General features: G+C 59.5%; 23 protein-coding genes. 10 read left to right on the top strand and 13 right to left on the bottom strand.

The features are described 5' to 3' along the window. The 6 genes from HB680_RS20395 to fba all read left to right on the top strand — a co-directional run. On the top strand, positions 1-1108 hold a 1108-nt coding region (locus HB680_RS20395), incomplete at its 5' end, for a transketolase C-terminal domain-containing protein (protein ID WP_276572269.1). Between the two features lie 195 nt (positions 1109-1303). Further along, the gene (gene epd / locus HB680_RS20390) at positions 1304-2368 is read left to right on the top strand and encodes an erythrose-4-phosphate dehydrogenase (RefSeq protein WP_213940314.1); all 1065 of its coding nucleotides are present in this window, start codon (positions 1304-1306) and stop codon (positions 2366-2368) included. Between the two features lie 17 nt (positions 2369-2385). Beyond that, positions 2386-3549: a phosphoglycerate kinase gene (locus HB680_RS20385; RefSeq protein WP_033060390.1), complete on the top strand. Its 1164-nt coding sequence runs from the start codon at positions 2386-2388 to the stop codon at positions 3547-3549. Between the two features lie 34 nt (positions 3550-3583). Then, on the top strand, positions 3584-3808 hold the full coding sequence (locus HB680_RS20380) for a hypothetical protein (protein ID WP_213940313.1): 225 nt from the start codon (positions 3584-3586) through the stop codon (positions 3806-3808). A 56-nt stretch (positions 3809-3864) separates the two neighbouring features. Then, positions 3865-4197: an MliC family protein gene (locus HB680_RS20375; RefSeq protein WP_213940312.1), complete on the top strand. Its 333-nt coding sequence runs from the start codon at positions 3865-3867 to the stop codon at positions 4195-4197. Positions 4198-4448: 251 nt separating this feature from the next. After that, a complete protein-coding gene (gene fba, locus HB680_RS20370) occupies positions 4449-5513 on the top strand; it encodes a class II fructose-bisphosphate aldolase (RefSeq protein ID WP_054044249.1) in 1065 nt (354 codons plus the stop codon). Between the two features lie 76 nt (positions 5514-5589). On the opposite strand, the gene HB680_RS20365 is transcribed toward fba, so the two are convergent. Together HB680_RS20365 and HB680_RS20360 are read right to left on the bottom strand one after the other, a co-directional pair. Beyond that, positions 5590-5874 carry a fructose-bisphosphate aldolase gene (locus HB680_RS20365; protein WP_213940311.1) on the bottom strand — a complete coding sequence of 95 codons (285 nt, stop codon included), beginning with the start codon at positions 5872-5874 and terminating at the stop codon, positions 5590-5592. Between the two features lie 573 nt (positions 5875-6447). Further along, positions 6448-7116, bottom strand: a complete 669-nt coding sequence (locus HB680_RS20360; protein ID WP_213940310.1) for a polysaccharide lyase family 7 protein — start codon at positions 7114-7116, stop codon at positions 6448-6450. A gap of 322 nt (positions 7117-7438) precedes the next feature. On the opposite strand from HB680_RS20360, the gene HB680_RS20355 reads away from it, so the two are divergent. The 3 genes from HB680_RS20355 to HB680_RS20345 are packed head-to-tail and all read left to right on the top strand — an operon-like array spanning position 7439 to position 10407. After that, on the top strand, positions 7439-9562 hold the full coding sequence (locus HB680_RS20355; RefSeq protein ID WP_213940309.1) for an EAL domain-containing protein: 2124 nt from the start codon (positions 7439-7441) through the stop codon (positions 9560-9562). A 45-nt stretch (positions 9563-9607) separates the two neighbouring features. Further along, complete coding sequence (locus HB680_RS20350; RefSeq protein ID WP_213940316.1) at positions 9608-10099, top strand: M48 family metallopeptidase; 492 nt, start codon at positions 9608-9610, stop codon at positions 10097-10099. An 11-nt stretch (positions 10100-10110) separates the two neighbouring features. Continuing rightward, on the top strand, positions 10111-10407 hold the full coding sequence (locus tag HB680_RS20345; protein ID WP_201189954.1) for a winged helix-turn-helix domain-containing protein: 297 nt from the start codon (positions 10111-10113) through the stop codon (positions 10405-10407). A 97-nt stretch (positions 10408-10504) separates the two neighbouring features. Here the strand turns inward: HB680_RS20345 and HB680_RS20340 are convergent, their stop codons facing one another. Continuing rightward, on the bottom strand, positions 10505-10957 hold the full coding sequence (locus HB680_RS20340) for a GNAT family N-acetyltransferase (protein WP_213940308.1): 453 nt from the start codon (positions 10955-10957) through the stop codon (positions 10505-10507). 257 nt (positions 10958-11214) lie between these two features. Here HB680_RS20340 and HB680_RS20335 point away from each other — a divergent pair, with 257 nt between their 5' ends. Then, positions 11215-11952, top strand: a complete 738-nt coding sequence (locus HB680_RS20335) for a transporter substrate-binding domain-containing protein (RefSeq protein ID WP_213940307.1) — start codon at positions 11215-11217, stop codon at positions 11950-11952. Positions 11953-12103: 151 nt separating this feature from the next. On the opposite strand, the gene yccS is transcribed toward HB680_RS20335, so the two are convergent. The 10 genes from yccS to betA form a co-directional block, all read right to left on the bottom strand. Next, the gene (gene yccS, locus HB680_RS20330) at positions 12104-14287 is read right to left on the bottom strand and encodes a YccS family putative transporter (RefSeq protein ID WP_213940306.1); all 2184 of its coding nucleotides are present in this window, start codon (positions 14285-14287) and stop codon (positions 12104-12106) included. Positions 14288-14548: 261 nt separating this feature from the next. Further along, the gene (locus HB680_RS20325) at positions 14549-15727 is read right to left on the bottom strand and encodes an NAD(P)/FAD-dependent oxidoreductase (RefSeq protein WP_213940305.1); all 1179 of its coding nucleotides are present in this window, start codon (positions 15725-15727) and stop codon (positions 14549-14551) included. 159 nt (positions 15728-15886) lie between these two features. Next, positions 15887-17224 carry an ATP-dependent RNA helicase DbpA gene (dbpA, locus tag HB680_RS20320; RefSeq protein WP_256735590.1) on the bottom strand — a complete coding sequence of 446 codons (1338 nt, stop codon included), beginning with the start codon at positions 17222-17224 and terminating at the stop codon, positions 15887-15889. 352 nt (positions 17225-17576) lie between these two features. Further along, positions 17577-19004 carry a multidrug transporter subunit MdtD gene (gene mdtD / locus HB680_RS20315; protein WP_213940303.1) on the bottom strand — a complete coding sequence of 476 codons (1428 nt, stop codon included), beginning with the start codon at positions 19002-19004 and terminating at the stop codon, positions 17577-17579. A 153-nt stretch (positions 19005-19157) separates the two neighbouring features. Next, on the bottom strand, positions 19158-20495 hold the full coding sequence (locus tag HB680_RS20310; protein WP_213940302.1) for a TldD/PmbA family protein: 1338 nt from the start codon (positions 20493-20495) through the stop codon (positions 19158-19160). Beyond that, positions 20495-21937 (bottom strand): TldD/PmbA family protein, encoded by a 1443-nt coding sequence (locus HB680_RS20305; RefSeq protein ID WP_213940301.1) that lies wholly within the window; start codon positions 21935-21937, stop codon positions 20495-20497. Before HB680_RS20305 ends, HB680_RS20310 begins: the two co-directional genes overlap by 1 nt. A 228-nt stretch (positions 21938-22165) precedes the next feature. Further along, entirely contained in the window at positions 22166-22510 is a 345-nt protein-coding gene (locus HB680_RS20300) for an AzlD domain-containing protein (RefSeq protein ID WP_213940300.1), read from the bottom strand. Continuing rightward, the gene (locus HB680_RS20295) at positions 22507-23232 is read right to left on the bottom strand and encodes an AzlC family ABC transporter permease (RefSeq protein WP_213940299.1); all 726 of its coding nucleotides are present in this window, start codon (positions 23230-23232) and stop codon (positions 22507-22509) included. The genes HB680_RS20300 and HB680_RS20295 overlap by 4 nt, the downstream gene beginning before the upstream one ends. Further along, positions 23232-24224, bottom strand: a complete 993-nt coding sequence (locus HB680_RS20290; RefSeq protein WP_213940298.1) for a hypothetical protein — start codon at positions 24222-24224, stop codon at positions 23232-23234. Before HB680_RS20290 ends, HB680_RS20295 begins: the two co-directional genes overlap by 1 nt. A 184-nt stretch (positions 24225-24408) precedes the next feature. Further along, positions 24409-26112: a choline dehydrogenase gene (gene betA / locus HB680_RS20285; protein ID WP_213940297.1), complete on the bottom strand. Its 1704-nt coding sequence runs from the start codon at positions 26110-26112 to the stop codon at positions 24409-24411. Between the last annotated feature and the right edge of the window lie 65 nt (positions 26113-26177).

Here is a 26177-nt window from a genome sequence, read left to right as displayed (position 1 = left end):
AAAAGGTCGCGCCGCCGAAGCCGAGTGGGATCAGCGTTTCGCGGCTTACTCCGCCGCATTCCCGACCGAAGCCAACGAACTGGTGCGTCGCCTGAGCGGCGATCTGCCGGAAGACTTCGCGGAAAAAGCCTCGGCGTATATCGCGGAAGTCGCGGCCAAGGGCGAAACCATCGCCAGCCGTAAAGCCAGCCAGAACGCCTTGAATGCCTACGGCCCGCTGCTGCCGGAACTGCTCGGCGGCTCCGCTGACCTGGCCGGTTCCAACCTGACCCTGTGGAAAGGTTGCAAAGGCGTGTCGGCGGAAGACGCCAGCGGCAACTACATGTACTACGGCGTTCGCGAGTTTGGCATGAGCGCGATCATGAACGGCGTGTCCCTGCACGGCGGCCTGGTGCCTTACGGCGCGACCTTCCTGATGTTCATGGAATACGCGCGCAACGCGGTGCGCATGGCTTCGTTGATGAAAAAGCGCGTGGTGTTCGTCTACACCCACGACTCCATCGGCCTGGGCGAAGACGGCCCGACGCATCAGCCGATCGAGCAATTGACCAGCCTGCGCAGCACGCCGAACCTCGACACCTGGCGTCCGGCCGATGCCGTGGAATCCGCGGTGTGCTGGAAACTGGCGATCGAGCGCAAGGACGGCCCTTCGGCGCTGATCTTCTCGCGTCAGAACCTGCAGCATCAGGAACGCAGCGCACTGCAAATCGCCGACATCGCCCGTGGCGGTTACGTGTTGAAGGATTGCGCGGGCGAGCCGGAACTGATCTTGATCTCCACCGGTTCGGAAGTCGGCCTGGCAGTTCAGGCGTACGACAAACTGACCGAGCAAGGTCGTAAGGTTCGCGTCGTGTCGATGCCGTGCACCAGCGTGTTCGATGCGCAGGACGCCGGTTACAAACAAGACGTCCTGCCGTTGCAAGTCAGCGCCCGGATTGCCATCGAAGCCGCGCATGCGGACTACTGGTACAAATACGTGGGCCTGGAAGGCCGCGTGATCGGCATGACCACCTACGGCGAGTCGGCGCCTGCGCCAGCCTTGTTCGAAGAGTTCGGCTTCACCCTGGAAAACATCCTGGGTCAGGCTGAAGAGCTGCTGGAAGACTAAAGCACAACGCGGTGGCCCCGGCTGCCGCGGTCCCTGTAGGAGCTGCCGAGAGAAACGAGGCTGCGATCTTTTGATCTTGTTTTTGAGATCAGGATCAAAAGATCGCAGCCTCGTTTCACTCGACAGCTCCTACAGGCTCCTGCATGGATTGTGTTGTTAACGAGAATTTGTCTGCCTGCGTCCATCGAGAACCCCATGCCCCAACCGCGTCCCTACAAAGTTGCACTCAACGGCTACGGCCGGATTGGTCGTTGCGTCTTGCGTGCGTTGTTTGAGCGAGGCGAGAAGGCCGGGTTTGAAATTGTCGCGATCAACGATCTGGCGGACATGGCCAGCATCGAATACCTGACACGCTTCGACTCCACTCACGGGCGTTTTCCCGGTGAAGTGCGGATTGAGGGCGATTGTCTGCATATTAATGGCGACTGCGTGAAGGTCCTGCGCAGTGCCACCCCCGAAGGCATCGATTGGGCGTCATTAGGCGTCGATCTGGTGCTGGAGTGCTCCGGCGCCTATCACACGCGTGCCGACGGTCAGCGCTTCGTTGACGCTGGCGCCCCGCGCGTACTGTTTTCCCAGCCGATGGCCAGCGAGGCGGATGTCGACGCCACCATCGTCTACGGCGTAAACCAGGATTGTCTGACCGGCGACGAGCTGCTGGTGTCCAACGCGTCCTGCACCACCAACTGCGGCGTGCCGCTGTTGCGCCTGCTGGATCAGGCCATTGGTCTGGAATACGTGTCGATCACCACCATCCACTCGGCGATGAACGATCAGCCGGTGATCGACGCGTATCACCACGAAGACCTGCGCCGCACCCGTTCGGCGTTCCAGTCGGTGATCCCGGTGTCCACTGGTCTGGCGCGCGGCATCGAACGCCTGTTGCCGGAACTTGCCGGGCGAATTCAGGCCAAAGCCGTACGGGTGCCGACGGTGAACGTGTCGTGCCTCGACATTACGATGCAAACCGTAAGCGACACCGACGCCACCGAGGTCAACCGGATACTGCGCGAGGCCGCCACCAGCGGTCCGCTCAAAGGCCTGCTGGCCTACACTGAATTGCCTCACGCCAGTTGTGATTTCAACCACGACCCACATTCGGCCATCGTCGATGCCAGTCAGACCCGCGTTTCCGGCCCACGGCTGGTGAACATCCTGGCCTGGTTCGACAACGAATGGGGATTTGCCAACCGAATGCTGGACGTTGCAGAGCACTACCTGCAAATAGCCGCTCCACTTTCTGTCTCTAAAAAACAGTAACTCAGGAATTGCGACCCATGACCGTGTTGAAGATGACCGACCTCGATCTGCAAGGTAAGCGCGTACTGATCCGCGAAGACCTCAACGTCCCAGTCAAGGACGGTGTTGTCACCAGCGATGCGCGTATCCTGGCTTCGCTGCCGACCATCAAGCTGGCCCTGGAAAAAGGTGCGGCCGTGATGGTCTGCTCGCACCTTGGCCGTCCGACCGAAGGCGAGTTCTCGGCCGAGAACAGCCTCAAGCCTGTCGCTGACTACCTGAGCAAGGCCCTGGGCCGCGAAGTGCCGTTGGTGGCCGATTACCTGGGCGGCGTTGACGTGAAGGCCGGCGACATCGTGCTGTTCGAAAACGTACGCTTCAACAAGGGCGAGAAAAAGAATGCTGACGAACTGGCCCAGCAATACGCCGCCCTGTGCGACGTGTTCGTGATGGACGCCTTCGGCACCGCTCACCGTGCGGAGGGTTCGACCCACGGCGTGGCCAAGTTCGCCAAAGTCGCTGCGGCTGGTCCGTTGCTGGCCGCTGAACTGGACGCACTGGGCAAAGCCCTCGGCGCCCCGGCTCAGCCAATGGCGGCCATCGTTGCCGGCTCCAAGGTGTCGACCAAACTCGACGTGCTCAACAGCCTGAGCCAGATCTGCAACCAGTTGATCGTCGGTGGCGGCATCGCCAACACGTTCCTGGCGGCGGCCGGTCACCCGGTTGGTAAATCCCTGTACGAACCAGACTTGCTGGACACCGCCCGCGCCATCGCCGCCAAGGTCAGCGTGCCGCTGCCGGTGGATGTCGTGGTGGCCAAGGAATTCGCTGAAAGCGCCACCGCGACCGTCAAGCTGATCGCCGACGTGGCTGCCGACGACATGATCCTGGACATCGGCCCACAGACCGCGGCGAATTTCGCCGAGCTGTTGAAGTCGTCCAAGACCATCCTGTGGAACGGCCCGGTGGGTGTGTTCGAATTCGACCAGTTCGGCAACGGCACCAAAGTGCTGGCCCAGGCCATCGCTGAGAGCTCGGCGTTCTCGATTGCTGGCGGTGGCGACACCCTGGCGGCCATTGATAAATATGGCGTTGCAGACCAGATCTCCTACATTTCCACCGGCGGTGGCGCGTTCCTCGAGTTCGTCGAAGGCAAGGTGCTGCCGGCCGTTGAGGTCCTGGAAAGCCGGGCCAAGGCCTGAGGCGACTCAATTGACCAGGCAAAGGAGTGTTCACATGGTCAAGACGATTGCACTGTTGATCGTCGCGGTTTCCCTGGCGGCTTGCGGGAGTAACCCGAAAGCCAAACCGGACCCCGCGCCGTCTGCGCCGGTGGATAAAGGCTGCTACCAGGCCGACTGGCAGGCAGAAACCAACCCGGTGCTGAACAAGCGTTCCGGGCCCGATGGCCTGGACAAATACGAGACCCAGGCCCCGGCCAAGGAACATGGCTGCCCTTGACGGGTCTGACTCTTTACTCAAGGCCGGCGGCGTGCGCCGTCGGTCGAGGAACACGGATGAAAGGTTTTATCGCCATCATGGCGCTGGCACTGCTGGCAGGTTGCTCGAATTTCAACCTGTTCAACATGTCGGCACCGGCGGACAACTGGACCACCTGGACCTGCGACAGCCAGGCGAAAGTGCTCTGGCGCTATACCGACGACAGCCGCAAGGAAGTCGACGTGCGCCTCGGCGGGGCCGATCAGGTCTATCGCTTGAAGCTTGAACCGGGCGCCGAAGGTTCGCTGTACAGCAACGACATGCTGGCGTTTCACGTAAAAGGTGAGGAAGGCCTGGTGTACTGGGTCGCCACCAATGATTTGATTGGCCGCGGTTGTAAAGCGCAGTAATTGACACACCACGGACCCAATGTGGGAGCGGGCTTGCTCGCGAAGGCGGTGGGTCAGCCTGCATAAACGTTGAATGTTAAATCGCATTCGCGAGCAAGCCCGCTCCCACAAGGGATCTGTGCAGGTTCCTGAGATTTTGTAACACCGAATGAGCGGACCGGACCAACCCCCGATCTGCAATAACTTGAATAGCCGCCGCCGCTACGGCAGGCTGGCACGATTAACGACCCAAACCGGGAGAGACACACACAATGGCACTTATCAGCATGCGCCAGATGTTGGACCACGCAGCCGAATTCGGCTACGGCGTTCCAGCCTTCAACGTCAACAACCTTGAGCAGATGCGCGCCATCATGGAAGCCGCTGACAAGACTGACTCCCCGGTGATCGTCCAGGCTTCGGCCGGTGCTCGCAAATACGCAGGCGCCCCGTTCCTGCGTCACCTGATCCTCGCCGCCATCGAAGAATTCCCGCACATCCCGGTGTGCATGCACCAGGACCACGGCACCAGCCCTGACGTCTGCCAGCGCTCCATTCAGCTGGGCTTCAGCTCGGTGATGATGGACGGTTCCCTGGGCGAAGACGGCAAGACCCCGACCGACTACGACTACAACATCCGCGTCACCCAACAAACCGTGGCCATGGCGCACGCCTGCGGCGTTTCGGTAGAAGGCGAGTTGGGCTGCCTGGGTTCGCTGGAAACCGGCATGGCCGGTGAAGAAGACGGCATCGGCGCTGAAGGCGTTCTGGATCACAGCCAAATGCTGACCGACCCGGAAGAAGCCGCTGACTTCGTCAAACGCACCCAGGTCGACGCCTTGGCCATCGCCATCGGCACCAGCCACGGCGCGTACAAGTTCACCAAGCCGCCTACCGGCGACGTGCTGGCCATCGACCGCATCAAAGAAATCCACAAACGCATCCCGAACACCCACCTGGTGATGCACGGTTCGTCTTCGGTGCCACAAGACTGGCTGGCGATCATCAACCAGTACGGCGGCGACATCAAAGAAACCTACGGCGTCCCGGTTGAAGAAATCGTCGAAGGCATCAAGCACGGCGTGCGCAAGGTCAACATCGATACCGACCTGCGCCTGGCATCCACCGGCGCAATGCGTCGCCTGATGGCCACCAACCCAAGTGAGTTCGACCCGCGTAAATTCTTCGGCGCGACCGTGACCGCCATGCGTGACGTGTGTATTGCTCGCTACGAAGCGTTCGGCACTGCCGGCAACGCTTCGAAGATCAAGCCGATCTCGTTGGAAGCGATGTACCAGCGTTACCTGAAAGGTGAGTTGAACGCCAAGGTTAACTAAGCCTGAGCGTTAAACAGCGTTGATAAGAAACCCGCCGATTGGCGGGTTTTTTTATGCTTGAAATTGAATACTTAACTTAAGGCGTATCAAACCCACGCTGCTCAATCACCCGAAACACATCACCTACGTCGCGTAGCAGGATCAACGCGATATTGGTGACGGTGTTGATGTCGTTTTCGGCGTAGTCCGGCAGGCTCGTGCAGGCCATGAGGTTGAGGTATTTGAGGACGGCGTTGAGGCGTTCGCTGACGCAGTTGTGCAATTCGCGGATCGGGGCGTCGCTGTCGATGAGCAGGACGGGGTAGTCGGTGGCGAATTGGGACATGGGGGTGAAGCGGCGGGGCGGGTTGTTCATTGTCATAAGTAAATCTTCCTTGTGCTGAAAGAGAAGAGCTACTGCCGTTCGCTGCGAAACGAATTGGGTGGTAGCTGCGTGCGGGTTCGCAGACCGAGGCACAAGGAACCCGGCAGACCCGAAGGTCTCCCACACGCAGCCACCATAAAACGAACTGCGGGCGTCAAAACGACCATCGTTTGTTATGGAGCTTGGTTGCCGTTGCGCTGTAGGGCTGCGAAACCCTATCGCCGACTGCTGTCAGCGACGGGGCGAACTATAAGCGGCGACTTTGATGGCTGCAACCGCACTGTAGGACGGCGCATAACCCTTGTGGCGAGGGGGCTTGCCCCCGTTCGGTGGCGCAGCCGCCGCAAAATCGGGCGCTGCGGTGTGGCTGTAGGAATGCGATGGCAGTGTTTTGGGCTGCTTCGCCGCCCAGCGGGAGCTAGCTCCCTCGCCAAAAGGGGTGAATTCCTACGTGGATTTCGGAGCGGAAGATCAAAAGATCGCAGCCTTCGGCAGCTCCTACAGGTGTACGTATTCCCATGTAGGAGCTGCCGAAGTCTGCGATCTTTTAAGGCAGTGAATGCGGTTTCGCTACTTATCGTGATCAATATCCAGCTTGCTGAACGTCACTTTCCCGCCTTCGCTGGTATACCCGGTGTGGTCCTGCACATACACACCTGCCTTGAAATACAGCGGCTTGTCGCGCCATGTCGCGCTGATCTTCGAATCCCACTGATAACCCGCCGCACTGATGCCCAACGCACCACCCGGGCTCAAATGAATGAGGTAGGAAAACTCCTGATCCAGTTTCACCCCCGTGGCGATGATGATCACCCGCCCTTCGCCGTCATCAGGGTGCATGCGCACTTTGGCGACGATGTTGCCCGTTTGCGAACTGGTCTTGAATTGATACTCAAGCTTCACCAAGGGTTTCTGGCTTTCATAGGCGTGGATCTGGCCGATGACGAGTTTGCCGGAACTGGGCACCTGATTGACCGCCAGGGTCGCGCGCAGGGAGTTGTCGGCTTGCGGGTAGAGCCAGTTACGCAGGGTGCCGTTGCTGTAGGTTTCGCGAAGTTCGGTGCGGGGGTATTTGGCGTTTTCGGTTTTGGAGCCGGTAACCGGGGACCAGAAGAACAGGGTGCCGGTGTCGGAGTGGAAGTATTGGTCCTTGAAACCGTTCACCAGTTTGGCTGTTTCGACGGTGTACGGCGGATTGCCGACAGGAACACTGAGGTTCCATGTTGCGAGATCGATCATAGACAAAGCTTCCACGAATTCATGCTGCACGCCCGTGCCAGAAGCTCTAGCACGGGCCTTGGAGGGCAGTCTTTATAAGCGTAGTCGGCCGGTTTGTTAATGCCCGTCTGGCAGATGATTGACGCCAACATCCTGTCAAAAAGCCATCTTTCGCGGTTTCAGGGGGCTGTAGAGCCGACCGTTAGTCGGCTTATGGACGCTTTGGTTACATGATGGCGCGATGATACCTACTGCTTTTCGCGATCCGGGTCTAGAGTGAAGTCTCAGTATTTGTCCGGTTTTCACGAGAAACCGGCCTGTCGCCCTGAACAAGAGAAGCAGCATGGAATGCGCGCAACCCACGCCAAGTGAAGGCAGCTCTGTCCTTTTGATCGTTGATGATTACCCTGAAAACCTGATCAGCATGCGCGCGTTGTTACAGCGCCAGGACTGGCAGGTCATGACCGCCGCCTCGGGCTTCGAGGCACTCAGTTTGCTCCTTGAACACGATGTCGACTTGGTGCTGCTGGATGTGCAGATGCCGGGCATGGATGGCTTCGAAGTCGCGCGGCTGATGCGCGGCAGCCAGCGCACCCGTCTGACCCCGATTATTTTCCTGACCGCGAACGAACAGTCCCAGGACGCCGTGATCAAGGGTTACGCCAGCGGTGCGGTGGATTACCTGTTTAAACCCTTCGATCCGCAAATACTCAAGCCCAAGGTTCAGGCATTGCTTGAGCATCAACGCAATCGTCGGGCGTTGCAGCGCCTGAGCCACGATCTGGAGGTCGCGCGGGCGTTTAATGCCTCGGTGCTGGACAATGCCGCCGAAGGCATCCTGGTGGTGGGTGAGGACGGTCTGATCCGGTTTGCCAATCCCGCGATGTCGCGGCTGCTCAATGCCACGGTCAAAGACCTGCAGGGCCGGGAGTTTCTGGATTTCCTGCAAAAACCGCACATCCCGATCTGGGCCGATTCCGACCTTTATAACGGCTACAAGCGCGGCGAAACCCTGCGTTTGCATGATGCCCTGCTGCGCACGGCGCCGGGTCAACAGGTGCCGGTGGCCTTGTCCTGCGCACCGTTGCCCTCCGAGCAGCACGCGATGGTGGTGACGGTGCTGGACATGTCGGTGGTGCGTCATCTGCATCAGCAACTGGAATTCCAGGCTGTTACCGACCCGCTGACCGGGCTGCTCAATCGGCGGGGTTTTCAACAGACCGTGGAAAACCTGCTGCTGCGAGGCGAACGGTCCGACAGCGCCTGGGTGCTGCTGTATCTGGATCTGGACGGCTTCAAGCGGGTCAATGACTCCTTGGGGCACGATGCCGGCGACCGCGTGTTGCGTTGGGTTTCCGAACAGTTGAAGGCCTGCTTGCGGCCCTTCGACATTCTGGCGCGCATGGGCGGCGATGAGTTCACGGCGTTGCTGGATCTGGAGTTCCCCGAACAAGCGGCGAAGATTGCCGAGAAACTGATCGAGCGCGTGTCGATCTGTCAGCAGATCGAAGGCCTGGACATTGCGCTGGGCGCCAGCATCGGCATCGCCACTTACCCGGACTGCGGCTCCAACCTCGACGGGTTGCTGCGGGCGTCCGACATTGCGATGTACGAGGCCAAGCGCGCCGGCCGTCAGCAATACCGCTTTTACGATCATGAGATGAACGGCAGGGCGCGCTCGCGGTTGATGCTCGAAGAGAGCGTGCGCACGGCCATCGAGAACCGTGATTTCAATCTGGTCTACCAACCGCAGGTCGCGATCAATAGCGGGCAGATTCGTGGCTTCGAGGCGTTATTGCGCTGGCAGCACCCGAGTGTCGGGGATGTGCCGCCAGGCTTGTTTTTGCCGTTGCTGGAAGAGGCGCGGTTGATCAGTCGCCTGGGCAGTTGGATTTACCATCGCAGCACCAAGCAGCGCAAAGCCTGGGAAACCCTGTTTGCCGAGGATCTGGTGCTGGGAGTGAGTTTGAGCAGCACGCAATTTGGCATGCCCAATCTGGTCACCGAATTGCGCCTGGTTCTGGAACGCCACGAGTTGCAGCCGCACCAAATTGAAGTCGAGGTCACTGAAGAAGCCTTGATGATCAACCCCGATGAAACCCGGAAACAGCTGCGTTTGCTGCGCAATCTGGGGGTGAGGGTGGCACTGGATGACTTCGGTTCTGGTCCGTGTTCGCTGTCTCATCTGCGGGATCTGGAGCTGGACACCCTCAAGCTTGACCGGCACCTGATTGCCCGGTTGCCCGAGTCGTCAAGGGATGCAACGCTGGTGCGCACGGTGATTGATCTGTGCAAACAATACGGTCTGCTAGTGATTGCCGAAGGGGTGGAGACGGTGGCGCAATATGAGTGGCTGCGGGCCAATGGCTGCGAGTATGTGCAGGGTTTCCTGGTGGCGCGGCCACTGATGGCCGAAGATGCTGCAGGCTTTGTGCAGCCCTTCGACTGGAGCGCGCTGGCCCGCTGAATTCGCTACACTGGCGACCTTTTCATGCTGCATGTTGCCCGCCCAATGACCGCGTTGAAATACCTCCAGGCCTATCCCGTTGCGTTGCAGGACCAGGTGCGCCAGCTGATCGCGGACGGTCGGCTGGGCGACTACCTGGACCAGCGTTACCCGCAAAAGCACGCCGTGCAAAGCGACAAGGCGTTGTACATCTATGCCCTGGATATGAAACAGGAATACCTGCGTAACGCCCCGGCCATCGACAAGGTGTTGTTCGACAACCGCCTGGACCTGACCCACCGTGCCCTCGGCCTGCACACTACGATTTCCCGGGTGCAGGGCGGCAAGCTCAAGGCCAAGAAAGAAATCCGCGTCGCTTCGCTGTTCAAGGAAGCGCCGTCGGAGTTTCTGAAAATGATCGTGGTGCATGAACTGGCGCATTTCAAAGAGTCGGATCACAACAAGGCGTTCTACAAACTGTGCGAACACATGATGCCGGGGTATCACCAGGTGGAGTTTGATCTGCGGGTGTATCTGACGTGGCGGGATATGCAATAAGGAGTGTCCGGATGGACGTCAGCAAGACCAAAAGCAGCTTTTACCGCCGGTTGTACGTGGCGTACCTGATCGACAGCGGGCTGGCCAGCAGCGTCCCGACCCTGACCGAAGTCACCGGCATGCCTCGGCGCACAGCCCAGGACACCATCGCGGCGCTGGCGGATCTGGATATCGTGTGTGAGTTCGAACAGGAAGACGGCGCGCGTAACCATGCCGGGCGTTATCGGATTCGCGATTGGGGAGCGATTGACCGGGGGTGGATCGAGCGTAATTTGCGGCAGATTAAAGCGGTGTTGGAATATCCCTGAAGTTTTTCGGCGGCTGGGCTGACGCTTTCGCGAGCAAGCCCGCTCCCACAGGGATATGCATTCCAATGTGGGAGCGGGCTTGCCCGCGAAGAGGTCCTCAGGAACGACGCATCCCAATATGCGGAATGCCGTCCTCGACATACTCCTCACCCGCCACCACAAACCCATACCGCCCGTAATAACCCTGCAAATGCGCCTGGGCCGACAGATAAATCGGCATGTCGGGCCAGCGCTTTTCAGCTTGTTTCAACGCCTGTTCCATCATTTCATGCCCCAGCCCCTGGCCACGGCCTTCAGGCGCGGTCACCACTCGCCCGATCACCACGTCGCCGCCCTGCAGTTCCGGGTCCAGCAAACGCAGGTACGCGACCAATCGCTCGCCATCCCAGCCCATCACATGGCAGGTGTCGCCTTCCAGATCCTGGCCATCGACATCCTGGTAGACACATTGCTGCTCGACGACAAACACCTCGGCGCGCAACTTCAAAATGGCATACAGCTGCTCTTTACCCAGATCGCTGTGATGTTTGCAGACCCACTCGATTGTCATCTTCATATTCCTTGAACAACGTGCTCCAGATACTAAGCGCCCCGGCGAAAGATGTCTTGATGGCGGAGAAATCTGTGACATAGGCCAAAATGCCATCATTCATTTCGCGCGGCATTGTCTTCTTTGTGTAATCTGCAAGTCAGCGCTGTGCAGTGGCTTCAATGAGCTAAGGTTTAGTACCGCCAGGCCGGTATTTGAGTCTTGGAGTTTTGGCTGAAAAACACGTCGGGCAGCCCGCCCGCTAAGGATTTTCTAGCATGCCGCGATTGCATCGAGCCTTTGCTTTGATTGGATTGCTGTTGCTGACACAGAATGCGGCGGCGGAAAAGCTGCGTCTGGTGGCCGATGCCTGGCCTCCCTTTACCGATGCCACGCTGGTCAACGGTGGTTTGGCTACTGACATCGTCAGCACCGCGCTGGCCCGGGCCGGTTATGCCAGTGACTTCGAGCAAGTGCCGTGGGCGCGGGCCTTGTTGGGCGTGGGTGAGGGTCGCTACGACGTGCTGGTCAACGCCTGGTACAACGACGACCGCACCAAGTTCGGGCAATTCTCCTCCGAGTATCTGCTCAACCGCGTGCGCTTCATCAAGCGTAAAGACGCGCCGATCGAATACAACAACCTGCAGCAACTGCACACCTACCCGATCGCGGTGGTGCGTGGTTATGCCTATTCGCCGGAATTCGATGAGGATGCGGCGTTGCAGAAAATCCCTGTGCATAACTTCGCCATGGCCGTGCGCATGCTCGCGGCGGACCGGGTCAAGCTGACCCTGGAAGACGAGTTCGTCGCCCGCTATTACCTGGCCCGGGAATCGGCCAAGGTGCGCAATTCCGTCGAATTCCTGCCCAAGCCGCTGAGTGAGAACAGCCTGCACATTCTGGTGAGCCTGAAGAACCCGCAGCATGAGCAGATTGTGGCGGGGTTTGATCGGGAGATTGCGGCGATGAAGGCGGATGGGAGTTATGAGCGGTTGATGAAGCAGCATGGGATGTAGGGTAGCGGCAAGTTTTGAGCTTCAAGCTGCAAGTTGATTGGTGGTGTGGCTGATGGCGCTTTCGCGAGCAAGCCCGCTCCCACATTTGGAATACGTTCCCCTTGTGGGAGCGGGCTTGCTCGCGAAGGGGCCCGCCCGGTCACCACAAGGTTCAATCCTCGCTCGTATCCTTGATCAAATGCGCCGCCAACGTCCGCAACGGCCCCAACTGCCGGCAGATCAACGCCAACTGCGTCTGCACCAGCCGCTGACCTTCATCGATCTCGTCCGGCATCTGCTCCAGCTCATTGGCCAGCGCTTCTTCCGCATCACTCTGAATCGCGATCGGCAGTTTGCTCGCCAACCCTTGGGCGATTTCATCGATGCTGGCTGCCAGACTCACACCCGCACCGTCGATCAAATGCTCGCGCACATCCGGCGGCAATTGGGTTTCACGGTGCGCGCCGAGGCCTGACAAGTAGCTCAACAACGTGTGGGACAACACCAGGAAACGGAAACCGACATCCGCTTCTTTCCGGAAATGCCCCGGTTCCATCAGCATGTTCGCTAGCGTCGTCGACAGCGCGGCATCGGCGTTGTGTGCGTTGCGTCGGGCCAGGCGATACGCCAGGTCATCGCTTTTACCCGCAGCGTATTGCTGCATGATTTGGCGCAGGTAAATGCTGTTGCAGGTCAGGGTGTTGGCCAGCACTTTGTTCAGGCGTCGGCCCTGCCAGTCGGGCAGGAAGAGGAACACGGCCAGTCCGGCGATCAGGCTGCCGAGCAAGGTATCGAACAGGCGCGGCAGGAACAGCCCGTAACCGTCCCCGACCTGGTTGAAGCAGAACAACACCATCAGGGTGATCGCTGCCGTCGCCAGGGTGTAGCGCGTGGTGCGGTTGATAAAGAACACCACCCCTGCAGCGATGGCGAAGCACGACTGGATCAACGGGTTCGGGAACAGATCGAATAGCGCCCAGGCCAGGGTCAGGCCGATGGCGGTGCCGATGATCCGCTGCCCGAGTTTGCGCCGGGTCGCGCCGTAGTTTGGCTGACAGACAAACAGCGTCGTCAGGATGATCCAGTAACCCTGTGACGGGTGAATCAAATGCACCATGCCGTAGCCGATGCTCAGCGCCAAAGGCAAACGCAAGGCGTGGCGGAACAGCAACGAAGTCGGCGTCAGCTGCGTGCGCAAACGCAGCCACACATCCTTGAGGTTGCGCGGTGAACGGTCGAGCAGGCTGCTGTCGGTGGCGTCGGCGAGGGCGTCGGGGTTGCTCGCGTCGCTGAGCAAGCGGTCGAGGGTGCCGAGGTTGGCCGCCAGTGCGCGCAAGGACCGCAGCAGCCCGCGCCAGGCCGGATTGCTCTGGATGCGCAGGTGCTCGAGGGAGGCGTGCAGGTCGCCCAGGGCTTCGGCGAAACTGGCGTCATAGACGAAGGGTTGGCGCATCTGGATCGATTCGGCCAGCGCGCGACAGGCTTTGCCTTGCTGGCGCAGCAGGCGCTGGCAACGGAACATCACGTCGCTGTGGAAGAACGCATCGGCCAGGGCGTTGTAAGGGTAGTGCGAAGAACTGGCGCGTTCGTGGATGTCCTGGGCGAGAAAGTACAGCTTGAGATAACGGCTGACTTTCGAACCAGGGCGACCGTTGCCGACCCGGTGCAGGATGATTTCCTTGGCGACGTTCAGGGCCGCCACCACCCGGCCGTTTTGCTGGGCCAGTTCCAGGCGCCGCGCCTCCACGTCCATTTGCCGGATCGGCTCGAACAGCGACGATTTGAGCTTCAGGTACAAACCCAATTCACGGAACAACCGCGCCAGGCTCTGCTGCACCGGCTGGTTGGAAAACAGCGCCTGCCACAGCACCGAGAGCAAACCGTACCAGGCTGCACCGGCCACCAGCAGCACCGGTTCGTGCCAGAAATCGGTCACCGCGCCGCCGCGCTGGTCCACGCCGATCATGGTGTAGACCGACAGAATCAGCGTCGCCGAGGCAATCGCGCCATAGCGTTCGCCGAGGGCGCCGAGCATGGTCAGGCCGAAACTGGCCAGGGCCAGGGCGATGATAAAAATGACGGGGTAGGGGAAGAGTAATTCGACGGAGAACGCGGCAACGCTGAAACACACCAGCGTCACGGCCAGCGCGTTGAGGCGGCCCTGCCAACTGTCGTCGGTCTCGGCCAGGGCGCTGGCGATAATGCCCAGGAACAACGGGATCAACAGCCCCATTTCATCCTGATACCAACAAACGGCCATGCTGCCGGTCAGGGCGATGAACACCCGCACGCTGTAGCTGAATTTATCCAGCGCCCAGAGGCGACGCAGAGACTGACTAAATGGGGTCGATGACATGAAGTGCGAGGGCCTTCCGAGGCGATGACGCTAAATTGAGCCAGTAATGACGCCGACGCAATGGCGCCGATCACATCTGATAGCAAAATCTGTTCCTTACCTGGCGAATCACGCACCCTGTAGGAGCTGTGTAGGAGCTGTCGAGTGAAACGAGGCTGCGATCTTTTGATCTTGCCTTTGAAAAGCAAAGTCAAAAGATCGCAGCCTCGTTTCACTCGACAGCTCCTACAGGCTTCTACACAGCTTCATAGAAATGTGTAGTCAGACGTACTGCGCGGCGGCGTAGCCCGAGGCCCAGGCCCACTGGAAGTTGAAGCCGCCCAGATGCCCGGTGACGTCCAGCACTTCGCCGATGAAGTACAGGCCGGGGCTTTTCAGCGATTCCATGGTTTTGGACGACACTTCGTGGGTGTCGACGCCGCCCAGAGTCACTTCGGCGGTGCGGTAGCCTTCGGTGCCGGCGGGCACGACTGTCCAGCTCGCCAGTCTTTCGGCGATGTCGGCGATTTCCGCGTGGGTGTATTGCTTCATCGGTTTGGAAACGAACCAGTTGTCCGCCAGCAGGTTGGCCATCTTCTTGGTGAAGATTTCCCCCAGCAGGGTTTTCAACTCGCTGTTCGGACGTTCGGCCTGCTGCTGTTGCAGCCAGCTCGGCACGTCGTGGTCCGGCATCAGATTGATTTCCACCGTGTCGCCGGATTCCCAGAACGACGAAATCTGCAAAATCGCCGGGCCGCTGAGGCCACGGTGAGTGAACAGGATGTTCTCGCGGAAGCTCTGCTCGTTGCAGCTCACCAGGCAATCCACCGACGTACCGGACAACTCGGTGCACAGCTCTTTGAGTTGATCGGTGATGGTGAACGGCACCAGGCCGGCGCGGGTCGGCAGCAGGTCGTGACCGAACTGCTTGGCGACTTGGTAGCCGAAACCGGTCGCGCCCAAGGTCGGAATCGACAAGCCACCGGTGGCGATCACCAGGGATTCGCAGGTGATTTGGCCGAGCGTGGTGTCCAGCAGGTAACCGCTGTCGAGTTTCTCGATGGTCTGGATCGAGGTGTCCAGATGCAGGCTGACGCCGACCTGATCGCACTCGTTGAGCAGCATCTCGAGAATGTCGCTGGATTTGTTATCGCAGAACAGCTGGCCGAGTTTCTTCTCGTGGTACGGCACGCCATGTTTGGCGACCATGCCGATGAAATCCCACTGGGTGTAGCGCGCCAGTGCGGATTTGCAGAAATGTTCGTTCTGCGAGAGAAAATTGCCCGGTTCGGTGTACATGTTGGTGAAATTGCAGCGGCCACCGCCCGACATCAGGATTTTCTTGCCGGCCTTGTTGGCGTGGTCGAGCAACATCACTTTGCGCCCGCGCCCGGCGGCGGTCAGCGCACACATCAACCCTGCGGCGCCAGCGCCAATGATCACGACTTCGGTAGAGCGCAAAACGGTGTCCTCACACAAAATTCAGATTCACCGACAAACCAATGTGGGAGCGGGCTTGCTCGCGAAGAGGCCAGCACATTCAACATAGATGTTGTTTGTCAGTCCGCCTTCGCGAGCAAGCCCGCTCCCACATTTGATCTCTGTCAGCCAGACGATCTCTTACAAAATGCGCACACGCAACGAACGGCCCTTGATCTTGCCGTCATTCAAGCGTTGCAACGCCTGCTTGGCGATCCCGCGTTCCACGGCCACAAACGCCTGGAAGTCGAAGATTGCGATCTTGCCGACCTGAGCGCCCGGAATCCCGGCATCGCCGGTCAGTGCACCCAGAATGTCGCCCGGACGCACCTTGTCTTTACGGCCAGCGCCGATGCACAACGTACTCATCACCGGCAGCAGCGGTGCGCCGCCCTGGGAGGTGAGGTTGTCGATCTGATCCCAGCTCAACGGTGACTTCTGCAGAAGTTCGATGGCCTGGGCGCGGTGGGCTTCGGACGGGGCGACGAGGCTGATGGCGATGCCTTTCTCACCGGCGCGACCAGTACGGCCAACACGGTGGATGTGAATTTCCGAGTCACGGGCCAGTTCGACGTTGATCACCATGTCCAGCGCATCGATATCGAGACCGCGCGCGGCGACGTCGGTGGCGACCAATACCGAAGTACTGCGGTTGGCGAACATCGCCAGCACCTGGTCGCGGTCACGCTGTTCCAGATCGCCGTGCAGGCCGACGGCGGAGATGCCTTTGGAGGTCAGGTGATCAACGGTTTCCTGGACTTGCTGCTTGGTGAAACAGAAGGCCACGGTGGACGCCGGGCGGAAGTGGCCGAGGACTTTGGTCACGGCGCTCATGCGCTCTTCCGGGGAAATCTCGTAGAAGCGCTGCTCGATCTGCGTATCGTCGTGGAACGCCTCGGCCTTCACGATCTGAGGCGTGCGCATGAACTTCGCCGCCAACTGCTTGATGCCCGTCGGGTACGTGGCGGAGAACAGCAGGGTCTGGCGACGTTCCGGGGTCTGGGCAATGATTTCTTCGATGGAATCGTAGAAACCCATGTCGAGCATGCGGTCGGCTTCGTCGAGGATCAGCGTGTTCAGGCCATGCAGCACCAGCGAACCTTTGCGCAAATGCTGCTGCAGACGGCCCGGGGTGCCGACGATGATGTGCGCGCCGTGCTCCAGCGAACCGATCTGCGGGCCGAAGGATACGCCGCCACACAGGGTCAGGACCTTGATGTTGTCTTCGGCACGGGCCAGACGACGGATTTCCTTGGCAACCTGGTCCGCCAGCTCACGCGTCGGGCAGATGACCAGTGCCTGGCAACCGAAGAAGCGCGGATTGATCGGGTTCAGCAGGCCGATGCCGAAGGCGGCGGTCTTGCCGCTGCCGGTCTTGGCTTGCGCGATCAGGTCCATCCCCTTGAGGATCACCGGCAAGCTTTGCGCCTGGATCGGCGTCATCTGGGCATAACCGAGGGAGTCGAGGTTAGCCAGCATGGCGGCGGACAGCGGCAAAGTATTAAAAGCGGTGGCGATGGTGGTCACGGGACTGGCCTGCAAAACAAAATGTCGCGCAGTGTATCAGTCCCAGGCTCTTCACCTGCAAATTCTGGACGAGAAGCATGTCATGTAGCAGCTGCCGAGGCACGAGGCTGCGTTGGGCCGCGAAGAAACTCCGAGATCAGTCTGTAGCAGCTGCCGAGGCACGAGGCTGCGTCGGGCTGCGAAGAAACTCTGAGATCAGTCTGTAGCAGCTGCCGAGGCACGAGGCTGCGTTGGGCTGCGAAGCAGACCCCGAGGGCGGTCCTGCGGACACGCAACGCAGCCTCGTGCCTCGGCAGCTGCTACATCAGTGTTCGATGTCGTGTTCGCGACTGACTACCCGACGGCCATCGTTGGGTGACAGCTGCGAGAAGATCGTCGCGGCCAGCATCGCCATGATGCCGACGGTCACGAAGGTCAGTTGGAACGCGCCCAGCACGGTGTCTACGCCATCGTTGCCGACCTCCGCCGTAAACCCGCCGAGCAGGGCGCCGGCGCACGCCACACCGAGGCTCAAGGACAATTGCGCGACCACCGACAGCAAGCTGTTGCCGCTGCTGGCGCTGGCGTCGTCGAGGTCGATCAGGGTCACGGTGTTCATCGCGGTGAACTGCAAGGAGTTGATTGCGCCGGCAATCGCCAGCATCACCAGCAGCAGCCAGTACGGCGTCTGCTCGCTGACCAGGCCCATGGCCGCGAGCATGACGCCCAGCGCCAGGGTGTTGCCGGTCAGCACGATGCGGTAGCCCAGGCGTTCGATCAGCGGTCGCGCCACGGATTTGGCGAACATCGCCGCCGCCGCGAGCGGCAACATGCTCATCCCGGCCTGGGACGGCGAATAACCCAGCGCCACTTGCAGCAGCAACGGCACGAGGAACGGCAACGCACCGCTGCCCAGTCGGGCGAACAGGTTGCCGAGAATGCCAACGGCGAAGGTCCGGGTCTTGAACAGCGACGGCGCGAACAGCGGATTGTCGATGTGCCCGGCCCGCAGCCAATACGCCGCCAGACACGCCATACCGCCGAACAGCAACAACATCACGCGAAGGTGCGGCAGGTGCAATTCGCCGAGGCCTTCCATGGCGATGGTGATCAGCACCATCGCCGCGCCGAACAGCAGGAAGCCGAGGCCATCGAAGCGCGTGCGTTCGCTGCCGCGCAGGTCGGGGATGAATTTCCACACGGCGTAGCAACCGATCACGCCGACCGGCAGGTTGATCAAAAAGATCCAGTGCCACGACAGGTATTGCACCATCCAGCCGCCAGTGGTCGGGCCGAGCAGCGGGCCGAGCAGACCGGGAATGGTGATGAAACCCATGATCCGCACCAGCTCCGAGCGTGGGTAGGCCCGCAGCACCACCAGCCTGCCGACCGGCAACATCAAGGCACCGCCCAGGCCTTGAATGATCCGCGCGCCGATCAGCATGGTCAGTGTGCTCGATAAGGCGCAGAGCAATGAGCCGATGCTGAACAGCAGGATCGCGCCGAAGAAGATCTTCTTGGTGCCGAAACGGTCGGCGATCCAGCCCGAGGCGGGGATAAGCAGGGCGACGGTGAGCATGTAGGCAATGATCACACCCTGCATGCGCAACGGGTTTTCCGCCAGGTCCAGGGCCATGGCCGGCAGGGCGGTGTTGAGGATGGTCCCGTCGAGGGACTGCATGAAGAAGGCAATGGCGACGACCCACGGCAACCAGCGGGCGGTGATGGGGTCGAGAGCTGGGCGGTTGGGCATGGGACCTCTTGCGGGAGAAGTGTTAATGCAATGTCATTGTGGGACGCGGTCCATGTGGGAGCGGGCTTGCTCGCGAAAGCGGTGGATCAGTCAACATTGATGTTGAATGTAATGGCCTCTTCGCGAGCAAGCCCGCTCCCACAGGTTTTGTGATTACAGGGTCAAGGTCAATCGGCTGACGAGCGCCCCCGGCAACAACGCCGACGCCGTGGCCCGCTGACTGTAGGTACTCGCCGATAGCAGCAATTCGCGCTCCTGGGTCAACGCTTCCAGCTGCGAGCCGAGCAGGCTGTAGGCGCTGTCATCAAAACGCATGGTGCTCACGGGTGCCTGAATCTCGCCATTCTCGACCCAGAACGTCGCAAACCGCGTCATGCCGGTCAGACGCGCGGCCGGTTGGTCCGAGTAGTTCAGGTACCAGAGGTTGCTGATGTACAGGCCCGTACCCAGTTGCTTGAGGATCTCCGCTTCCGGCAACGCGCCAGCCGCCATGTTCAACGCGCTCGGCATTTCACCGCCACCCGCGCCATTGGCCGTCAGGCCATATTCGGCGGCACTGCGTGAGCTGACCATTTGCTCGCCGGCCTTGCCTGCGAGGATCAGGCCCAGATCGCTGCGCGGATAACCTTCGCCGGAAAACGCCGGGCTCAGGGAGCCGCTGACTTTCTCATCGACAGACACCAACGGGCTGAACGACTGATCCCCGGCGTAGAGCTTCTGCAACGGACTGTTCTTGCTGGCAATCGACTGCGCGGAAAAACCGCCCCAACCAAGCATGTCCATGATTTCTTCCATGGCAGCCGGCGCGAGGTACGCGCGGTACTGACCCGGTGCCAGGGTGCGCAACGGCCGACCGAGAAACGCCAACTGCTCGCGCGCCTGGGCAAAACGCTTAGCGAAGCCTTCGCTGTTCCAGTCGTGCCCGGCGTAACTGGCTTTCACCGCTTGGCCGTTGTCGTGGAACAGGCTGAAGTCAAAGTTGAAGCTGTTGGCCTGATGCCAGCCGAACGCCCCCGAGGAACTTGCGAAGCCGCGACTGATCGGGCCGGCGGCGTAGAAACCCACCAGGTCCAGCCCTTCGGCGGCTTGGGTGATTTCGGCGACGACCTGCTCGGTGTCCGGCAGCGGGTGATCCTGCAGGTTCTTGCTCTGCCAGCCGTTCTGGTTGAGCAGCAGGTAAGGATCCGCGGGCAGCAGCGGCAAGGTTTCGCGCAGTTGTTGCAGGCCTTCGGTCAGGCGCTGGATATCGGTTTCAGCATCGCCGGAGAGGGTGATGTTCAGGTCGGCGTGGCGACCCTCGTTGATCAGTTTGAAACCAACGCTCGCCTGCTGCACCTGCCCGGCCTGACGAACCTTGGCGTGGTTGAAACGCACGAAGGCCGAGGACTCGGCGGCGTAGCTGAGGGTGAATTGCTCCGGCTCTTGAATAGCCTCGCGTAGCCAATTGACCAGTGCCTTGAACGACTCGACCTGATTTTTCGAAGTACTCATCAGGCATCTCCCCCAAACACATCCACATTGCTGAACACACAGGCTGGCGACGCATGGCCGACGCGGATCACCTGGTTCGGTTCGCCCTTGCCGCAGTTCGGCGTACCCAATACCTTGAAGGTGTTGGCATCACCGACGGCGCTGAGGCTTTTCCAGAAGTGTGCGGAAATCGCCCGGTAGTTGGGGTTTTTCACCACGCCTTTGAGTTCGCCGTTTTCAATCAACTGACCCCACTCACAACCGAACTGGAACTTGTTGCGCGCATCGTCGATGGACCAGGAACGGTTGGTGCTCATCAAGATGCCGTTCTCGATTCCGCCGATCAGTTTTTCCAAAGGCTGGTCGCCCGGCTCGATATTCAAGTTGGCCATGCGATCGATCGGTGGACGGTTCCAGCCGCACGCGCGGCTGTTGGCGACGCCATCCATGCCTGCACGGAATTGCGACAACGCGCCGCCGAGTGGCCGCAGCAACACACCTTCCTTGATCAGAAATTGCTTGCTCGCGGCAGTGCCGTCGTCGTCATGCCCGTAACTGGCAAGCTGCTCGGGGATCTCCGGGTCGAAGGTCACGTTGAGCAGTTTGGAGCCATATTGCAGGCTGCCAAAGTCCTGCGCCTTGACGAAACTGGTGCCGGCGTAATTGCGCTCGTCACCGAGGATGCGGTCCAGTTCCAGCGGGTGGCCGATGGATTCGTGGATCTGCAACATCATCTGGTCCGGCATCAACAGCAAGTCGCGCGGGCCTTGCGGGGTGTTCGGTGCCAGCAGCAATTGCAGCGCCTGATCGGCGATTTTCGGGCCGGCACCGACCAGGCCGCAGCGGCTGATCACATCGAAGCCACCCTGTTGGCCGAAGTTCTCCCGGCCCAGGGTGCGGGTCTGGCTGTCGTTGCCGTCGTAGGCGGTGACTTCCAGGCTCGGGTACACGAAACGCTGGGCCTGGCGCAGTTCGGCGCCGGCGCTGCTGAGGTAAATCTGTTCGACGTTGGTGATGCCGATGCTCACCTGCCAGTTCACCAGTCGCTCGTCCTTGGGCACGGCGGCGGACTCGGCGCCGAGCAGTTGAAAGCAGTCGCTCAGGGACGGGAAGGGCTGGTCGAAGTTCGGCGACAAGTAGTCGGCGCGGTCGCTGGAAACACGCTGCGCGCTCAGGTCGAGCAAGGCGTGGGGCTTGAGTCGGCGGGCTTGTTGCTCGGCTTTTTCCAGCGCGGCTTGCAGGCCTTGTTGCGACAGGTCGTTGGTCGCGGCATAGGCTTCGACGCCGTTGACCCGAACGGTCAGCATCGCACCTTCATCACGGCTCAGGCTCGGCGGTTCGGCGACGTTCTTGCGCACCGAGAGGTATTGGCCGGACTCGCGCACATAACGCAGCGAAAAGAATTCAGCGCCCGTGCGCAAGGCAGCGAAGCGCTGCTTGAGCTGGGGGTGGAAATCGAACATTCGAAAACCTCCTTGGAATGGAGAAGCGGCGTATCGGTACGGCGAGGGGGTGAAACGTTTGCGTGGCGCTAGATTAGGCCTGGGCGGGGGGTAGGATCAAGGGCGAAGCGGTGTAGGAAGGGATTACCTTATGCGTAGGCGCACGATGATTTGGCTGATGGTTGAAGTTCGCGAGCAGCCTGTTGCGAGTTGCTCGCGATCTGTTCCTCTGTCAGGCAAAAAGCGGGTTCAACTGTTGAGATAGGCGAACGCAGCCAGATAAATGCATAGGCTTGCAAAGAAACTGGGCAGGATGCTTTTTGTTTTCGCGACGGCGATGAAGGTACCCACAAGCAACAAGAGCTTCAGCGCATCCAGCGTTTGAAATTGCTGTATCAGCGTTAGCGCATCCCTCTTGTTGAACGCCGTGTCGTAAATAATGACCCCCAACATAGCTTGCGCGCTGTAGCTGATAAATCGATAGAAAGAACCTTGGGTCTGTGTGAGCGCAGCGCTGTTTTTGAAGGCAAAAGGCAGTGCACGAAATGCGAAGGCGGTGAGGGCGGAAAATGCAATAAGAAGCCAGATTGTCATGAAACAACGCTGCCCTGTTTTTTGTAGGTATTTTCAATCAGCACGACCAGTCCGCCGATGATAAAGGGCGTGCAGAGCAAGCTGTAGTCCTTGAACAGATAGACGAGCAGTGGGGCGCCGACGAAGCCCAGCCAGTAACTCGATACTTCCGCGTAGTGAGGCCAGTGCTTGCCGGCCAAGGCGGTGAATTGAAGCGGTAATAGAATGGTCATGAGTGCAAAAATAGCCGGCGAAGCCAACTCTGCGCCAGCGACGAAACCAATATAGGTACAGATGATCGATACACCAAATATCGGAAATCCGAGACCAATCAAGTAGGCGAAAGGGTGATCCGTTCGCCGCTTGAAGCGAGTGACGCAACCCGTAAATATCGAGGGTGTAATCAGAATCAAGGACGCCAGGGTTTTCGCAGTCGAGGTGTTCCTTATATAGGGCGCCAGTGTCGCGGATAACAGTACGAAGCGAGCGTTGAGTGCGATGATGATGGGGATTAATATCCAGCCCTCGTTATAGCTTTGTATCAGTAGAAACTGCAGCGGAGTGGAGAATATTAACAAGGTTGTTGCAAGAGACTGGCCCAGGGACAATGATTGCGTCGCGCTTAAAATGCCAATCGATAGATACAGGAAGATGAACGCGACACCAAACGTGAGTGCGTCACGAACGCCTTCCATACATACGTTGGTAGCCGAAGATTGGGCAGGTGCGTTTGAGGCAATCATCAGCTGGCTACCCGAGTGCAAGTTGCTTCATTCAGTGGGTAATAATGCTTTCTAGGGCCTTTGCTTCGGAACAGTAACCGGGGCGTCGTGCTGAACGTCGAGTGGTTCGCTTGTCTGCCAGCCTCGCCGGGATCGATATTCAGCATCGGGCGTGCATGCAATATTTTGCGATTGGCCACGATCAGGAACGTACCGGTCTCAGCCGTTGAGACGTGATTTTTTGCGTTTGGCAGGCCGTCTCGGATTTTGTCCAGCAGGTGTTGGCCTCCATTCACTGCACGCATTCGTTCACCGCTGTGCGAATCAATGCGAAAATCCAGCGCAAATTGAAAGCCATAGAGATCGGAAAACTCAACCACGTGACGAATCCGCTCTTTTAGGCCGCAGACGTTTTTGCCCGAAATAAATGCAGCTTGAATAGTCAGCAATTCGCCGATTTCTTCATCGTTCAACGCGCAAAGCAAATCGCTTGGAAAGTAGTAGGCGGTGGGGGTTTTTGTGGTGTCGCGGCAAACGGTCAACGCCAGATAATCGACATTCAGGTTTTCATATAAATCATCGGAGTGCGGTGTGATATCACCGTGACCATTGCCCCACTCCCGATATTTTTCCGCAGAAGGCTTTAGGTACAAAGCTTTATGTTCTTCGTATTCGTACTTTATATCAGTGAGATGAAAAAGGTCGGCCAAGGCCTCGTGTACCGTTAGCGCGAGTTTGGGCGAGTCCAGACTGAATATGTTTTTTATGCAAATGGCGGCGCTTCCATTTGCCAGGCCGACTTTGTCAAAGTGAAAAGTGTCTTCGGGGTGCAAGTAAGTCAGGAAGAGGTTGATTAGTTGCGTTTTCAAAACGTGGATGTCTTCTCTGCTGTTCTTTTTCCACCAGGACTCAATGGCACCGGTCAAATAGCTGAAGTCCAGAATCGTCGTTCTTTCTTCCGCTATCTTTTTCCGAAACATACCCACGTCCTTGATCGGGCAGATGTCCAGCATATCCTTATTCTCCACAAAAATTATTAGCGCTTGGTTTAAGCGGGGCGCGAATAATAGTGGAGATTTTAAAAATTGCGATAGTACAAGTGTTACTGGTTTTGTTTGATGTAATCCATAGGTGTCAGGCAGAAAAAAACCGCCAGCCTTAAAGGCCGACGGTTATGTTCGAAGCAAGTTCTGACTGTTACTGAGCCGTAGGACTCACATCCCGCAGCGGCTTGCCCCGCACCGGTGCATCACCGGCCACGAAGTAGGCAGCCTTGCTGCGCGGCAGAGGCTGGCGGCCACGGATCTTGTCGGCGATTTTCTCGGCGATCATGATCGTTGGCGCGTTCAGGTTGCCGGTGGTGATGATCGGCATGATCGAGGCATCGACCACTCGCAGGCTCTGCATGCCATGCACGCGGCCTTCAGCGTCAACCACGGCCATGTCGTCGGTGCCCATTTTGCAAGAGCAGGACGGGTGGAACGCGGTTTCGGCGTGTTCGCGGATGAACTGGTCGAGCTGTTCATCGGTTTGCACGTCGATGCCGGGGCTGATTTCGCGACCACGGAACGCATCGAGAGCAGGCTGTTGCATGATTTCACGGGTCAGGCGGATGCCGTCGCGGAACTCCTGCCAGTCTTGCTCGGTGGCCATGTAGTTGAACAGGATGCTCGGGTAATCGCGCGGATCCTTGGACTTGGCCTGGATGCGACCACGGCTTGGCGAACGCATGGAACCCATGTGCGCCTGGAAGCCGTGTTCTTTCACGCCGTTGCTGCCGTTGTAGTTAATCGCCACCGGCAGGAAGTGGTACTGGATGTTCGGCCAATCGAATTCTTCGCGGGTACGGATGAAACCGCCGGCTTCGAACTGGTTGCTGGCGCCGATGCCGGTGCCGTTGAACAGCCACTCGGCACCGATGGCTGGCTGGTTGTACCAGAGCAGCGACGGGTACAGCGACACCGGTTGGGTGCACGCGTATTGCAGGTACAACTCGAGGTGATCCTGCAGGTTTTCACCGACGCCTGGCAGGTCGTGGACCACCGGGATGTCGAGTTTTTTCAGCAGTTCGGCCGGGCCGACGCCGGAGCGTTGCAGGATCTGCGGCGAAGCGATGGCGCCGGAGCACAGCAGCACTTCTTTGCGCGCCGTGGCTTCAACGCGCTCTTCAGCGGCGCCGATCAGGTAACGCACGCCGACCGCACGCTTGCCTTCGAACAGGATCTTGTCGGTCAGGGCGTGGGTGACGATGGTCAGCGTCGAACGCTTCTTGGCAATGTCCAGGTAACCGCGCGCGGTGCTGGCGCGACGGCCGTTCGGCGTCACGGTGCGGTCCATCGGGCCGAAACCTTCCTGCTGGTAACCATTCAGGTCTTCGGTGCGCGGGTAACCGGCCTGCACGCCGGCTTCAACCATCGCGTGGAACAGCGGGTTGTTGCCGGCCTTAGGCGTGGTCACGCTGACCGGACCTTCGCCACCGTGGTAGTCGTTCGGGCCGATGTCCCGAGTTTCCGCTTTTCTGAAGTAGGGCAGGCAGTTGAGGTAGTCCCAGTCTTCAAGACCTGGAAGCTTCGACCAGTTGTCGTAGTCCATCGCGTTGCCGCGGATGTAGCACATGCCGTTGATCAGCGAGGAACCGCCGAGGCCCTTACCGCGACCGCATTCCATCCGGCGACCGTCCATGTGTGGCTCTGGATCGGTTTCGTAGGCCCAGTTGTAGCGACGGCCTTGCAGCGGGAACGCCAAAGCGGCCGGCATTTGCGTGCGAAAGTCCAGGCGGTAGTCCGGGCCGCCGGCTTCGAGCAGCAGAACGGTGACGCCTTCGTCTTCAGTCAGACGGGTCGCCAGGGTGTTACCGGCCGAGCCGGCACCGATGATGATGTAATCGTATTCTTGGGACATTAAATGCACCCTCATTGAAAGTGGTCAGGTCACCCGTAGCAGTTGCCGAGGCACGAGGCTGCGTT

This window comes from Pseudomonas sp. dw_612 (assembly GCF_018449725.1).
Classification (GTDB): Bacteria; Pseudomonadota; Gammaproteobacteria; order Pseudomonadales; family Pseudomonadaceae; genus Aquipseudomonas.
Note: the sequence above shows the minus strand (reverse complement) of the source record. Positions and strands in the feature narration are given on the sequence as shown.